The organism is Rahnella rivi (genome assembly GCF_019049655.1).
GTDB classification, from domain to species: Bacteria; Pseudomonadota; Gammaproteobacteria; order Enterobacterales; family Enterobacteriaceae; genus Rahnella; species Rahnella rivi.
On record NZ_JAFMOX010000048.1, the window covers coordinates 105,700 to 119,305 of the forward strand.

The 13,606-nt window shown below is 55.5% G+C and carries 13 protein-coding genes; 6 read left to right on the forward strand and 7 right to left on the reverse strand.

The features are described 5' to 3' along the window. Positions 1–5 precede the first annotated feature (5 nt). Complete coding sequence (locus J1779_RS05060; protein ID WP_217203015.1) at positions 6–1,082, forward strand: ABC transporter ATP-binding protein; 1,077 nt, start codon at positions 6–8, stop codon at positions 1,080–1,082. A 49-nt stretch (positions 1,083–1,131) separates the two neighbouring features. Here J1779_RS05060 and glpT read toward each other — a convergent pair whose 3' ends face one another. From glpT to J1779_RS05075, 3 genes are all read right to left on the reverse strand, one after another. Continuing rightward, complete coding sequence (gene glpT / locus J1779_RS05065) at positions 1,132–2,484, reverse strand: glycerol-3-phosphate transporter (RefSeq protein ID WP_056772207.1); 1,353 nt, start codon at positions 2,482–2,484, stop codon at positions 1,132–1,134. A gap of 216 nt (positions 2,485–2,700) precedes the next feature. Beyond that, positions 2,701–3,258, reverse strand: a complete 558-nt coding sequence (locus J1779_RS05070) for a DcrB family lipoprotein (protein WP_056772204.1) — start codon at positions 3,256–3,258, stop codon at positions 2,701–2,703. 149 nt (positions 3,259–3,407) lie between these two features. After that, on the reverse strand, positions 3,408–4,079 hold the full coding sequence (locus J1779_RS05075) for a 7-cyano-7-deazaguanine/7-aminomethyl-7-deazaguanine transporter (RefSeq protein WP_056772202.1): 672 nt from the start codon (positions 4,077–4,079) through the stop codon (positions 3,408–3,410). Positions 4,080–4,313: 234 nt separating this feature from the next. Here J1779_RS05075 and tusA point away from each other — a divergent pair, with 234 nt between their 5' ends. Then, a complete protein-coding gene (gene tusA / locus J1779_RS05080) occupies positions 4,314–4,559 on the forward strand; it encodes a sulfurtransferase TusA (RefSeq protein ID WP_217203016.1) in 246 nt (81 codons plus the stop codon). A gap of 21 nt (positions 4,560–4,580) precedes the next feature. Here the strand turns inward: tusA and J1779_RS05085 are convergent, their stop codons facing one another. The 4 genes from J1779_RS05085 to rsmD form a co-directional block, all read right to left on the reverse strand. Continuing rightward, entirely contained in the window at positions 4,581–6,923 is a 2,343-nt protein-coding gene (locus J1779_RS05085; RefSeq protein WP_217203017.1) for a zinc/cadmium/mercury/lead-transporting ATPase, read from the reverse strand. Between the two features lie 115 nt (positions 6,924–7,038). Continuing rightward, positions 7,039–7,665, reverse strand: a complete 627-nt coding sequence (locus J1779_RS05090; RefSeq protein ID WP_056772191.1) for a lysoplasmalogenase — start codon at positions 7,663–7,665, stop codon at positions 7,039–7,041. 207 nt (positions 7,666–7,872) lie between these two features. After that, positions 7,873–8,151 carry a DUF1145 family protein gene (locus tag J1779_RS05095; protein ID WP_056772188.1) on the reverse strand — a complete coding sequence of 93 codons (279 nt, stop codon included), beginning with the start codon at positions 8,149–8,151 and terminating at the stop codon, positions 7,873–7,875. A gap of 1 nt (position 8,152) precedes the next feature. After that, on the reverse strand, positions 8,153–8,764 hold the full coding sequence (rsmD, locus tag J1779_RS05100; protein ID WP_217203018.1) for a 16S rRNA (guanine(966)-N(2))-methyltransferase: 612 nt from the start codon (positions 8,762–8,764) through the stop codon (positions 8,153–8,155). A 226-nt stretch (positions 8,765–8,990) separates the two neighbouring features. Here rsmD and ftsY point away from each other — a divergent pair, with 226 nt between their 5' ends. From ftsY to rpoH, 4 genes are all read left to right on the forward strand, one after another. Further along, positions 8,991–10,469 (forward strand): signal recognition particle-docking protein FtsY, encoded by a 1,479-nt coding sequence (gene ftsY / locus J1779_RS05105; RefSeq protein WP_217203019.1) that lies wholly within the window; start codon positions 8,991–8,993, stop codon positions 10,467–10,469. Positions 10,470–10,474: 5 nt separating this feature from the next. Further along, complete coding sequence (ftsE, locus tag J1779_RS05110; protein ID WP_056772179.1) at positions 10,475–11,137, forward strand: cell division ATP-binding protein FtsE; 663 nt, start codon at positions 10,475–10,477, stop codon at positions 11,135–11,137. Beyond that, positions 11,137–12,117, forward strand: a complete 981-nt coding sequence (ftsX, locus tag J1779_RS05115) for a permease-like cell division protein FtsX (protein ID WP_122096532.1) — start codon at positions 11,137–11,139, stop codon at positions 12,115–12,117. The genes ftsE and ftsX overlap by 1 nt, the downstream gene beginning before the upstream one ends. A gap of 327 nt (positions 12,118–12,444) precedes the next feature. After that, the gene (gene rpoH / locus J1779_RS05120; protein WP_122096533.1) at positions 12,445–13,302 is read left to right on the forward strand and encodes an RNA polymerase sigma factor RpoH; all 858 of its coding nucleotides are present in this window, start codon (positions 12,445–12,447) and stop codon (positions 13,300–13,302) included. Positions 13,303–13,606: the final 304 nt, after the last annotated feature.

The following is a 13,606-nucleotide window of genomic DNA, read 5'->3' on the forward strand; positions in this document are numbered from 1 at the left end:
ACGTTATGTCAGGCTTAACGCTCAAGAATATCAAAAAGTATTATGACAAAATCACCGTCATTGCCGATTTGTCGCTGGAGATCCGTTCCGGTGAATTTCTGGTGCTGGTCGGCCCCTCAGGCTGCGGGAAATCGACGTTGCTGCGCCTGATTGCCGGGCTGGATCAGCTCAGCGCCGGCACTGTCTGCATCGGGGAAACCGACGTCACCGGGTTGCCTGCCGGAAAACGCGGACTGTCGATGGTATTTCAGTCCTACGCACTCTATCCGCACATGACCGTCAGGCAGAATCTGGCTTTTGGCCTGAAGAATATCCGCACGCCGCCGGAAGAAATCGCGCGACGCATTCAGGAGGCTGCGCTGATTTTACGTCTCGACGAGATGCTTGACCGGTTACCGCAGCATCTTTCCGGGGGACAACGTCAGCGCGTGGCGATTGGCCGCTCTATTGTCCAGCAGCCGAAAGTGTTTTTGTTTGATGAGCCGTTGTCGAATCTTGACGCTGCGCTGCGCGTACAGATGCGACAGGAAATCAGTCAGCTGCATAGCCGCCTGAAAAATACCATGATTTACGTGACCCACGATCAGGTCGAGGCGATGACGCTGGCGGACAGGATTGTGGTGCTTAATCAGGGCAATATTGAGCAAATCGGCACGCCGGTTGAGCTTTATAACCATCCCGCCAGCCTTTTCGTTGCCGGTTTTATTGGTACGCCGAAAATCAATGTGATCCCGGCGCAGGTCGTTGGCCGCCAGCTTTGGGTTAACGGGCAGCCGCTGTTTGCGCTGGGGGATAAATTCCCGGCGGCGCAGGACGGACAAAGGGTGTCGCTCGCCATCCGCCCCGAGCTGTTACGCCTGGAGGAAGCGACGGATCATGCGTTTGACGTTGTGGTCGATTTTACGGAACTTCAGGGAGATTCGACGCTGGTGTACGCAACATTTGGTGAGCACGCCCTGAAGATGAAATCGTCGAAACAGCTTTCGTTTCCCCGCCATACCGCCCTCAGGTTTGGGTTTAATGCCGCCAGTATTTTACTGTTTGATGCACAGGGAAAGCGGATCCCACAGGACATGGCGTAGAAAACCAAAAGGCACCCAGGGGTGCCTTTTGGCTGCCGGTGATCCTCAATCAGGCACTTTTAGCCAGCTGCGCTTTGTGTTTGTTTTCACTGAGCATGGTCAGAACCAGCAGCAGCACGGCCAGCACACAACCGGCGATCATCACGATAAAGCCGCCGTCCCAGCCGAAGTAATCCACGGTGTAACCGACAATCGCACTGGCGGCGACCGAGCCGCCGAGATAGCCAAACAGACCGGTGAAACCTGCCGCGGTGCCCGCTGCTTTTTTCGGTGCCAGCTCCAGCGCGTGTAAACCAATCAGCATCACCGGGCCATAAATCAGGAAGCCGATGGTGATCATGCAGGCCATATCAATGCCCGGATTGCCGACCGGGTTCAGCCAGTACACGACGGTGGCGATGGTCACCAGCACCATAAAGAACACGCCGGTTGCGCCGCGATTCCCCTTGAAGACTTTGTCCGACATCCAGCCGCACAGCAGCGTCCCCGGGATGCCCGCATATTCATACAGGAAGTATGCCCACGAGGATTTATCCAGCGCGAAATGCTTCACTTCTTTCAGGTAAGTCGGTGACCAGTCGAGGATGCCGTAGCGCAGCAGGTAAACAAATACGTTTGCCAGCGCGATATACCACAGCAGTTTGTTCGGCAAAATGTACTGCATGAAAATCTGTTTCGCGGTCAGTTCCTGCTCAGCGGATTCTTTCACGTAGTCCGGCGGATAGTCGTTTTTGTACTCTTCAATCGGCGGCAAACCGCAGGACTGCGGGGTATCGCGCATGGTCATGAAGGCAAATACGGCCAGCAGGATCGCGCCGAAGGCAGGCATGTACAGCGCTGCGTGCCAGTCGTTAAACCATGCCATCCCGAGCAGGAACAGCAGCGGAGGAATACCGCCGCCGACGTTATGTGCGCAGTTCCATACCGATACCACGCCGCCGCGTTCTTTCTGTGACCACCAGTGAACCATGGTGCGTCCGCACGGCGGCCAGCCCATTCCCTGGAACCAGCCACACAGGAACAGCAAAACAAACATGATGGCAATGCTTGAGGTTGCCCACGGCACGAAGCCCATAAACAGCATCACAGCCGCAGCCAGAATCAAACCGGCGGGCAGAAACACGCGCGGATTCGAGCGGTCTGATACCGACCCCATAATGAATTTTGAGATGCCGTACGCAATAGAAATACCGGATAACGCAAAACCGAGATCGCCACGGGAGAAGCCCTGATCGATAAGGTACGGCATAGCCAGTGCGAAGTTTTTGCGCACCAGATAATAGGCGGCGTAACCAAAGAAAATCCCCATGAAAATCTGCCAGCGGAGACGGCGATAAAGCGGGTCGACGTGGTTTTCATCCACGGGAGCTTTGTGTGGTGCGGGTTTGAAAATACTGAGCATACATGCCTCCGATGGCATAAATCAGGTCAGACTCGTCATGAGCAAGTGTGTTCTAAAACGAACATCATGTTAGCGGTTTGCGCGCAAACGAACTGTGAGTTATGACAGAATTGTTACATTTTTATTACGGAGGAGCGTGCGGGGAAGCAAAGTGGCTGAGGAAGATAAAAAAAAGCGGAGCCTGAGCTCCGCCTGAGGGTGTCACTGACCCTGAATTTACTGCACTTTCAGCGTATTGATAATGGCTTCTGCATCAGCCTGCGCCTGCTGCTGATTGTCGGCTGGCAGGGTAATTTGCAGCGTCAGCAAATGGCTGTCCACTTTACCCAGCACGATAGAAGAATAGGCTTTCTGACCGGCCGAGGTGATGACGCTGTCGTACTGCTGCATGGTCTGTCCGTTAACCTGAATCGATTTGTTGGTCACGACCTGCAAGTTGGTATCACGGGCTTTTTGCTGATCCTGCAAACGGGCAGTCAGCACTTCCAGCGATTCGGTGGTGTTATCGCCGAGGATCACAATCACCGCTTTCTGACCGGTGCTGTCAGCATACACGTGCATGTTGTTTGCCTGCGTGCCCAGCTTACCGCTCTGGTCGCTCATTCCCTGCGGCAGGGAGAAAGTCACTTTCCCATCCAGCAGGCTGACTGGCGCGGTTGTCGCGGCGGCGGCGGCGGCTTTATTGGCATCCGGTGCATCAGTGGACTTCCCGTCACACGCAGCCAGACCGGCGATCAGTACTGCCATTCCCATCATTTTAGCGAAGTTACGCATCGGGCTTCCTTAAGTGACCTGTTTATCAGGCTGAGATGTTGATTTAACGGCCTTATGGCAACCTATTCACGCCACAAATGCAAGTCAGATTATGGCGCGATTTTTGTTTTTAGCGAGGTGAGCGGGGGGCCATTTGCCCCCGCGAATTTTCAGTGCGCGCGCAGGGCCGGGTGGTTGTGATTTCCCTGTGCGGACAAACGCCTGAGCAGCATGTTCAGCAGCATGCCGTACATCGGCAGGAAGAACACCAGACAGATCAGCACTTTGAACGTGTAATCCACCATCGCGATTTCCACCCAATGCTGGGCCATAAACGCATCGCTGCTTTTGTAGAAGGCGATAAAGAAAAACGACAGCGTATCGCTGATGTTGCCGAGGAACATCGAGGCGACCGGCGCTATCCACCAGCGGCGGTTCTGGCGCAGGCGGTTAAACACGTGAACGTCGAGAATTTGCCCCAGCACATACGCCATAAAACTGGCGGTGGCGATGCGCGCGACCATGATATTCAGGCTGCTGAGCGCTTGTGCACCCTGCCATTGCGCTTCAAAGAACAGCGCGGAAATCACGTAGGAGATCGCCAGTGCCGGCACCATCACCGACAGAATAATTCGCCGCGCCAGCGGAGCACCAAAAATACGGACGGTCAGATCGGTGGCCAGAAAAATAAACGGAAAGGTGAACGCGCCCCAGGTGGTGTGGAAACCAAAAATGGAGACGGGCAACTGAACCAGATAGTTACTGGAGGTGATGATGGCGATGTGGAATAGCGAAAGCCATATCAGCGCGGAAAACCGCTGCTGAGCAGTAAAAGAGTACATAGATGTGACCTTTTTAGTGAATTGGGGTGAGGGAACCCAAGAATATTGTGACTTTTCGCGCCGATAATTCGGTGCGGCGCGCATAGTACCTGTTTGCGCACCGTTTGCGCAACAGATCCAACGGTTAATTTTAGCGCAATGAGCCGCGTGAGTTGCACCAGAAATTCTGCGGGTTAAACTGTTCGCCTTTGCCAGACAACCGCGCATTCCTGCACCCAGATGTTGAGAAACGAAATGAACGATCCCTTTATCAACCCGGACCATCAGCTTGATGCGCTGGGCCTGCGTTGCCCGGAACCTGTAATGATGGTTCGCAAAGCGATACGTACCATGAAAGACGGCGAAACCCTACTGATCGTCGCCGATGATCCGGCAACCACCCGCGATATTCCGGGTTTCTGCCGCTTTATGGAGCACAGGTTGCTGGCGTCCGATACCGAAAACCTGCCATACCGCTATCTGCTGTGTAAAGGGCTGTAGGCCGAACCCAGCCCGACATCCTTAACGTGATTTATTGCGCAACAGCCGTAAGGCGTTAGCCGTGACAAGTGCCGTTGCGCCGGAATCCGCCAGCACCGCCAGCCACAATCCGGTCAGCCCCATAATGGTGGTGACCAGGAATATCGCTTTCAGCCCCAGCGCAATGGTGATGTTCTGACGGATATTGGCCCGTGTGGCGCGTGACAGGCTGATCATCTGTGCCAGCCCGCTCAGACGATTGTGCGTCAGCGCGGCATCGGCGGTTTCCAGTGCCACGTCAGTGCCGCTGCCCATGGCAATACCGATAGTGGCGGCTTTCATCGCCGGCGCATCGTTAATCCCGTCACCGACCATCGCTACCGGTTTAACGGCATTCAGCGCGGTCACCGCCGAGACTTTATCTGCCGGCAGCAGGCCCGCCCGGAATTCGATACCCAGCCGGTCAGCGATAGTTTTCGCCGCGCGCGGGTTGTCGCCGGTCAGCATTACCGCAGAAACCCCGAGCGCCTGCAGATCGCGCAGCGCCTCAACAGCATCTTCCCGCAGCCGGTCCTGCATCGCCACCAGACCGATCGCCTGTGCGTCCTGCATCACCACTACCACGGTTTTACCTTCAGATTCCCAGCCCGCAATTTGCGCGGTGGCGTCCGTACTCAGCACGCCTGACGCCACACGCACAGGAGCCAGTACCTGGATCCTTCTGCCTGAGACAACGCCTTCCACACCGGAACCCGCCAGCGCACGGCGGTCCTGAGCGGTTATCGGCAACGGATTGTGTTCTCGCGCACGCGCTAAAATCGCCTGCGCCAGCGGGTGGTGGGAGCCTTCTTCCACCGCCGCCGCGAGGCTTAACACTTCGCCTTCGCTGGCGCCGTTAAGCACCTGCACATGGGTCACTTCCGGTTTACCTTCGGTCAGCGTACCGGTTTTATCCAGCGCCACGGTTTCGATCAGAGCCAGCTGCTCAAGCGCAGCACCGCCTTTGATCAGCGCACCCTGACGCGTCGCCGCAGCCAGCCCGGAGGTGATCGCCGCCGGTGTTGAAATCACCAGCGCACAAGGGCAGCCAATCAGCAGTAACGTCAGGCCGCGATAAATCCACGTATCCCAGGAAAGCCCCATCGCCAGCGGTGGAATGATGATGACCAGCAGCGACATCAGCATAATGACCGGTGTGTAATAGCGGCTGAAGGTATCGAGGAAGCGCTCGATCGGCGCGCGTCGCTCATCGGCTTCTTCGATAAGTTGCAGAATGCGGTCAATGGCGCTGTTGCCGGGGGCGGAAGCCACTTCCAGGCGGGCCAGACGATCAACGCACAGGCTGCCCGCCGGGACTTTCTCGCCGGGCTGACGTTCGACGGGCACGGACTCGCCGGTCAGGGCGCTTTCATCAAAACTGGCCGCGCTGTGCAGCACCGCATCGGCAGGCAGACGTCCGCCTGCGGCGATTTCAATCATATCGCCGGGACGCAGGCTGGCGACCGGTACGGATTCCGTTTTGCCCTCAGTCACGCGAACGGCGGTATCGGGTATCAGCGCCATCAGCGCTTTTACGCCGCTGCGCGCACGGCTGGCGGCAAATGACTCGAGGCGTTCGCCGACCATAAACAACAGCAGCACCATGGCGGCTTCGGCGGTCGCGCCAATAAACAGCGCGCCCAGTGCCGCAATGCTCATCAGGGTTTCTATGGCAAACGGCGATCCGGCGCGGGTCTGGCGAATCGCCTGACGCAGCACCGGCCACAGGCCGACCAGCGTGGTGGCGATAAACGCAATTTCACCGGCCTGAGGATTGACGCTGTCGAGTATCCAGCTCAGCAGCATCAGCGCCGAAAGCGCCAGCAGCGGCAGATATTCTTTCAGCCATGAGACGTCCTGCGCGGGAGGATTCCGGCTTTTATCCAAAGATTGCAGGGTGAACCCTGCGCCGGTGACGGCTTGCAGCACGTTTTGCGAGATGTCGTGGCTGGCGTCAATCACCAGTTTTTCGGTGGCAAACAGCACTTTCGCATGGCTGACGCCCTTCAGGCCGGAAACGGCATTTTCAATTTTGCGTGCACAGGCCGGGCAGTCCATGCCTTCGACGCGCCAGCTGTATTGCTGGTTACCCGGAAGAGGCGCGCTGGGATCATCTTCACCCGGCGAACTTTCCGTGCCGCTGTCGTCAGAACAGTGTGCGTGTTCCGCTGTTTTAGGCGTGCAGCAGCTGCCGGCAGAGGCCGCCAGCGGGGCGCTTTCACTGCAACATCCGGCAGGGGAAGTGCCCGCAGGGGAAAGGGTGCTGATTTTAGTGATATGCAACGCCGGGGTATGTTTGCCCTGGCAACCGCACTGACACATGTTCGTTCTTTTAAGGGGGATCATAGAGCCTCCGGTTTCAAACCGAGTGGAATTACACCCAGTCTAAACGTTGGAGTCAGCTCTAAGGTCAAGAAGTATTTAACTCGCGGAACCTGAACGGTTCCGCGGGTGAAGGGATTTAAAGATACAGCGACCGGACAATCAGGAAGTGTCCGCCGAAATAGCAGGCGGCGACCAGGCCGTCGGCGGCGCGGAATTTAAAGCGGTAGCGGCTGACAAGCCAGAAAATATTACCCAGCAGAAGCAGCACGGTGCCGCAGAACAGCGAGAACGCCATGTCGGTGCTGCGCGCAAAATACTGTTCGCCTGCCAGCCAGACCATCAGCAGCGTCATGGCGATGTAAGTGGTCACTGCCCATTTGAGTTCGGCCAGTCGCGTCCAGATCACCGCAAGAAGTATTGCGCCGATCACCAGCAACGCCAGCGGCAGTGGCCAGAAGAAGGTAATGGTCATCTGGCTGGCGAAACTCAGCGTATACAGCAGATGCGACAGGAAGAACGCCCCGATGGCGTACATAAAGCGTTCTTCAGGCAGCAGCAGCAGACCGTCTGCCACCAGCGTTGCCGCCAGACCCAGCAGGATCAGATAGCTGTAAACATTCAGCGTGGGCGCCTGCCACGCCAGTAACAGCAGCAGCAACAGGGTGACAGGTTTGAAGACCCAGCGTTGCCAGCGCAGGCCGCGGTAACTGGCATCAACGAACAACCAGCCGGAGAAAAATACAGCGAGGAATGGCCAACTCATTGTTTATCCTTTTATCTTTCAGAACAGAACATAAAACCGATGCAAGGTCTGCCTTCGGGAAAACACATCCTGTTTTCCGGTACTTGCTTTCAGTGTAGGAGAGAGGGCGCACCGGCGACAATCAGAAATCCCCGTAACGGCAGGTTTGGTGACCGTGGGTTTAGGAAGGGAGCGTTTACGGCGCAGAGCACGCCGTAAAAGCAGGCATTACTTTTTGCCCGGCATCGGTGGCTGTTTTTTCTGCCATGCCATCAGTTCAAACACGCCAAACAGGAAAATACGCGTTTGCAGCCACGGGCCGATGGTGTCTTTGTCCTTGCCCTGCGTGGCTTTCAGCAGCATGACCTGCAGGCCGTGCATGAAAAACATGAACACAATCGCCACATCCAGAAAATATTTGATCGGCTTCGGGAACGGGTGGATCAGGTTAAACGCCAGAAACCCCCAGATACATAACATCAACAACCGACCAATATTGATCAACATCTTACTGCTCCTGTTCAGGTGAGCCGGTTTCAGGCGTCACATCGCGATGGTAAAGGCGATAAGCAACTTGTCCGGCGACTTTCTCACGGTGTAACCGCCAGCTGGCGGGCACGTCGAGAGTGTCGTGCTCGGCTTCTGTTTCGACATAAATCCAGGCCTCATCGGCCAGCCACTGATTCTGCTCAAGCAGATTCAGGGTGTCTTGCAGAATGCCTTTGCGAAAAGGCGGATCGAGGAAAACCACGTCAAAGGCATTCCCGGCTTTTGCCAGCCAGTTCAATGTGTTGACGTTGAATACTTTCGCATCTCTGGCGTTTAGCAGCGCCAGGTTCTTCTCTAACTGTTGTGCAACCGGGCGTTCAAACTCGAGCAGGGTGGCGCTGGCGGCATAGCGTGACAACGCTTCCAGACCCAGTGCGCCGCTGCCTGCAAAACAGTCCAGACAATGCGCGCCCTGTAAAACCGGTGCGAGCCAGTTGAACAGCGTTTCGCGCACGCGATCGGTGGTCGGACGTAGCCCCGGGCTGTGTGGAACCGGAAGTTTGCGTCCGCGCCACAGGCCGCCAATAATGCGTATCTGGCCTGCTGCGGGCGTGTTAGGTTTCTTTGCCATAGTTCACTTCAGTAATCCGAAGCCGTCGGGCTTCGTTGCATATCGTTTGGAGGGCTATTCTACCGGTGTGCGGGCAATGGGCAAATGTTTAACATTGGCGATTGAAAAACCAGCGGAATTCAACACGCGGGCGTGTTGCCGGAAGGGGAAAGTGATAGACTGCCCGATCATAACCCTATTAATAATCCGTTCGCCAATCATTAGCGGCGAGGAGTGAAGTTGTAAAATGGCAAAAGACAAAAAACGCGGTTTCTTCTCCTGGTTTGGCCGTGGCCGTCAGGAAGAAGAGCAGCAGAAAGAAGAAACACGCGAAGAACTGCCGGTTGTCGAAGAGCCCGGCGTCCCCGTTGAACCGGAGCCGGTCACTGAACCCGAGCCGGTTATCGAGCCTGAACCTCTTAAAGAACCTGAGCCCGAGGTCAGGGAGCCTGAACCTTTAGCCGCCGCTGAGGAACTGGCAGACGACATCGTTCACATCACCGAACAGGTTGCTGCTAAGCCGGTGGTGGCCGAAGAAACCGCCGTCCCTGAGCCGGTCGTCATTGAAGCTGAAATCGAAGAGCCGATCATCATTGCCGCGCCGGTGGTGGAAGAGCCGGTGGTGCAGGAATCGCAGATTGTCGAAGACGACTTCGTCGAGTCAGCCGCCGAGATGGCAGAAGACGCCCGCGAAGACGTTCTTGATGCCATCGACGACAGCGTGGCGGTTGACGATGAACCGCTTGTGGCGCTGGAGCCGATCGTTGTGCTGCCCGCCGGTGAAACCGAGCAGGAACGCCCGACCAAAGAAGGCTTCTTCGCCCGTCTCAAACGCAGTCTGGTCAAAACCCGTCAGAATCTGGGCTCCGGTTTTGTCGGCCTGTTCCGTGGTAAGAAAATCGACGACGAGCTGTTTGAGGAGCTGGAAGAACAGCTGCTGATCGCCGACGTTGGCGTCGAAACCACGCGCAAAATCATCACTTCCCTGACCGAGCACGCTTCCCGTAAGCAGCTGAAAGACGCGGATGCGCTTTACGGCAAGCTGAAGGAAGAAATGTCCGAAATTCTGTCAAAAGTGGAACAGCCACTGGATGTCAGCGGGAAAACCCCGTATGTCATTCTGATGGTGGGCGTGAACGGCGTGGGTAAAACCACCACCATCGGTAAGATGGCGCGTCAGTTCCAGGCGCAGGGCAAATCAGTGATGCTTGCCGCAGGTGATACCTTCCGCGCTGCGGCGGTTGAACAGTTGCAGGTCTGGGGTCAGCGTAACAAGATCCCGGTGATTGCTCAGCAAACCGGTGCAGATTCAGCCTCGGTGATTTTTGATGCCATTCAGGCAGCCAAAGCCCGTAACGTCGACGTGTTGATCGCTGATACCGCAGGCCGCCTGCAAAATAAAGCGCATCTGATGGAAGAGCTGAAGAAAATCGTCCGTGTGATGAAGAAGCTCGACGAAGATGCTCCGCATGAGGTTATGCTGACGCTTGACGCCAGTACCGGCCAGAATGCCGTCAGCCAGGCAAAATTGTTTAACGAAGCGGTCGGGCTAACCGGCATTACGTTGACTAAACTGGACGGCACCGCGAAAGGCGGCGTGATATTCGCCATCGCCGATCAGTTCAGCATTCCGATTCGTTATATCGGGGTCGGCGAAGGTATCGAAGATTTAAGGCCGTTTAAGGCAGACGATTTTATTGAGGCACTTTTTGCCCGAGAGGATTAATACGGATGATTCGCTTTGAACAGGTCAGTAAAGCTTATCTGGGCGGACGACAGGCGCTTCAGGGCGTCAATTTTCACATCCAGCAAGCGGAAATGGCATTTCTGACCGGTCACTCTGGCGCGGGTAAAAGTACCCTGCTGAAGCTGATTTGCGGTATTGAGCGTCCCAGCGCCGGACAGATTTTGTTTGGCGGCCACGACATCAGCCGCCTGAAATCCAGTGAAGTGCCGTTCCTGCGTCGTCAGATTGGTATGATCTTCCAGGACCACCATCTGCTGATGGATCGCACGGTGTATGACAACGTGGCGATGCCGCTGATTATCGCCGGTGCGAGCACCGAAGATATTCGCCGGCGCGTCTCGGCAGCGCTGGATAAAGTCGGGTTGTTGGATAAAGCCAAAAATCTGCCCATCCAGCTGTCTGGTGGTGAACAACAGCGTGTGGGCATTGCCCGCGCGGTGGTCAACAAGCCTGCGGTGCTGCTGGCGGATGAACCGACCGGTAACCTCGACGGCGAACTGTCGGAAGGTATCTTGCGTTTATTCGAAGAATTTAACCGGGTTGGCGTTACCGTACTGATGGCAACGCACGACGTGGGTCTGATTGCCCGTCGTAATTACCGCACGCTGACGCTGAGTCAGGGGCGTATGTCGGGAGGAATGTACTGATGGCGAACAGCCCAAACCCGACAAAAACCGCAAAAAGCGCCCGCGCCGCCAAAAGTAAGGCGTTGCAGGGCGGCTGGCGTGAACAGTGGCGCTATGCGTGGATGAACGCGCTGGCCGACATGCTGCGTCAGCCTTTGGCGACGCTGCTGACGGTGATGGTGATCGCCATTTCCCTGACGTTGCCGAGCGTGTGCTATCTGGTGTGGAAAAACGTCAGTACGGCGGCAGAGCAGTGGTATCCCACGCCACAGCTGACGGTGTATCTCGACAAAGCGCTGGACGACAACGCCGCGGAAAACGTGGTGAAAACCCTCAAAACCGAAGCGGGCGTGGACAAGGTTAACTATCTGTCGCGCGAAGAAGCGATGGGTGAGTTCCGTAACTGGTCAGGTTTTGGCGGTGCAATGGATATGCTTGAGCAAAATCCGCTGCCCGCTGTGGCGATCATTACGCCGAAAATGAATTTCCAGGACTCCGCCACACTCAACACCCTGCGCGATCGCGTAGCGGCGGTGCAGGGCGTGGATGAAGTGCGTATGGATGACAGCTGGTTTGCCCGTCTGGCGGCGCTGACGGGGCTGGTCGGGCAGATTGCTGCGATGATCGGCATCCTGATGGTCATTGCCGTATTCCTGGTCATTGGTAACAGTGTGCGTCTGAGCATCTTCAGCCGCCGCGATACCATCAACGTGATGAAGCTGATTGGCGCAACCGATGGATTCATTTTGCGGCCGTTCCTTAACGGTGGCGCGATGCTTGGATTTACCGGCGCATTGCTCTCGCTGATCCTCTCGGAAGTGCTGGTGCTGCGCCTTGAGAGCGTGGTGACGCAGGTCGCGCAAGTCTTCGGTACCACCTTTGACCTCCACGGTCTGGGCTGGGACGAAAGCCTGCTGTTGCTCCTGATTTCTGCGATGATCGGCTGGATCGCCGCCTGGCTGGCAACGGTTCAACATTTACGGCGATTTACACCACAGTAGCGTTTTTTTGCTATAATCTCCCCCTGCTGCTCAAGAATTGTGTTTCAGGGGGAGAGCCGCTTCATCTCATCTTTATTCTCTTTCCTGCTTTCCCTCAATGGCACAAATTCACTATCCAATAGTCAGTCTGTCACTTACAGTCTTCAGACTGTTGAATCTGCCCCTGAACTTTTTGTAAAATTCGTGGTCGAAAAGCAGCGAATATGAAGGGCTCGGCGTTGCTTTGTTGTGGTCAGATTGTGTTTCAATCAAGGCCAGCAACAGGGCGGTATCATCCCGCAGCAACGTGGTATAAAACCTGCATTACGTCATACATGAGAGGCTTGAATGACCAAAGAAATGCGCACTTTAGCACTGGTACCCCAAGGTAGCCTGGAAGCCTATGTTCGGGCGGCCAATGCCTATCCTATGCTGACCGCAGAGGAAGAACGGGCACTGGCTGAACGGCTGCATTACGACGGTGACCTGGAAGCGGCTAAACACCTGATCCTGTCTCACCTGCGCTTTGTTGCTCACATTGCCCGCAACTATTCAGGTTACGGTTTGCCACAGGCGGACCTTATCCAGGAAGGTAACATCGGCCTGATGAAAGCGGTTCGCCGTTTTAATCCGGAAGTGGGTGTACGTCTGGTGTCCTTTGCGGTGCACTGGATCAAAGCCGAAATTCACGAATATGTGCTGCGTAACTGGCGCATCGTGAAAGTCGCCACCACCAAAGCGCAGCGTAAGCTGTTCTTCAACCTGCGTAAAAACAAACAGCGTCTGGGCTGGTTCAGCCACGACGAAGTGGAGCACGTGGCCCGCGAACTGGGCGTGACCAGCAAAGATGTGCTGGAAATGGAATCACGCATGGCCGCACAGGACATGACGTTTGACCCAACGCCGGATGACGAACCACGCGACGGCGCGGCGATGGCACCGATGTTGTATCTGCAAGATAAGAGTTCTGACTTCGCAGAAACCATCGAAGAAGATAACTGGGATCAGGACGCGACCGACAAACTTTCCTCAGCAATGGAAGGTCTGGACGAGCGCAGCCAGGATATCATTCGTGCACGCTGGTTAGATGACGATAACAAATCGACTTTGCAGGAGCTTGCCGACAAGTACGGCGTGTCCGCAGAGCGTGTTCGTCAGCTGGAAAAGAACGCGATGAAAAAACTGCGTATGGCGATCGAAGCCTGATACGGCGTTACCTCAAGAATAAGCAACCTTCGGGTTAAAAAACTGGTCACTTCGGTGGCCAGTTTTTTTTTGCCCTTATTCCACAGCTCCCTCCGCTTTGATAACCCCTCCTTTTCAACATCCTGACTTCTTTGCCTGATGTAATGATTTCTCCCCCGATCTTTCAGTCAATCCTGCGCTCTTTTACAGAGGCATAGTCCTGTCCGAAGAGAGAAATACATAACCTATATAAAAAAACTATTAATTAGAAATCAAATATTCTGTATATTAATATATTCTCTAAGAATATTATTTTACTTAAGAT

What these genes read in the sequence shown, in the direction of transcription:
- J1779_RS05060 (WP_217203015.1), top strand. Translation starts at nt 6, where the DNA reads ATGTCAGGCTTAACGCTCAAGAATATCAAAAAGTATTATGACAAAATC.
- glpT (WP_056772207.1), bottom strand. Translation starts at nt 2,484, where the DNA reads ATGCTCAGTATTTTCAAACCCGCACCACACAAAGCTCCCGTGGATGAA.
- J1779_RS05070 (WP_056772204.1), bottom strand. Translation starts at nt 3,258, where the DNA reads ATGCGTAACTTCGCTAAAATGATGGGAATGGCAGTACTGATCGCCGGT.
- J1779_RS05075 (WP_056772202.1), bottom strand. Translation starts at nt 4,079, where the DNA reads ATGTACTCTTTTACTGCTCAGCAGCGGTTTTCCGCGCTGATATGGCTT.
- tusA (WP_217203016.1), top strand. Translation starts at nt 4,314, where the DNA reads ATGAACGATCCCTTTATCAACCCGGACCATCAGCTTGATGCGCTGGGC.
- J1779_RS05085 (WP_217203017.1), bottom strand. Translation starts at nt 6,923, where the DNA reads ATGATCCCCCTTAAAAGAACGAACATGTGTCAGTGCGGTTGCCAGGGC.
- J1779_RS05090 (WP_056772191.1), bottom strand. Translation starts at nt 7,665, where the DNA reads ATGAGTTGGCCATTCCTCGCTGTATTTTTCTCCGGCTGGTTGTTCGTT.
- J1779_RS05095 (WP_056772188.1), bottom strand. Translation starts at nt 8,151, where the DNA reads ATGTTGATCAATATTGGTCGGTTGTTGATGTTATGTATCTGGGGGTTT.
- rsmD (WP_217203018.1), bottom strand. Translation starts at nt 8,764, where the DNA reads ATGGCAAAGAAACCTAACACGCCCGCAGCAGGCCAGATACGCATTATT.
- ftsY (WP_217203019.1), top strand. Translation starts at nt 8,991, where the DNA reads ATGGCAAAAGACAAAAAACGCGGTTTCTTCTCCTGGTTTGGCCGTGGC.
- ftsE (WP_056772179.1), top strand. Translation starts at nt 10,475, where the DNA reads ATGATTCGCTTTGAACAGGTCAGTAAAGCTTATCTGGGCGGACGACAG.
- ftsX (WP_122096532.1), top strand. Translation starts at nt 11,137, where the DNA reads ATGGCGAACAGCCCAAACCCGACAAAAACCGCAAAAAGCGCCCGCGCC.
- rpoH (WP_122096533.1), top strand. Translation starts at nt 12,445, where the DNA reads ATGACCAAAGAAATGCGCACTTTAGCACTGGTACCCCAAGGTAGCCTG.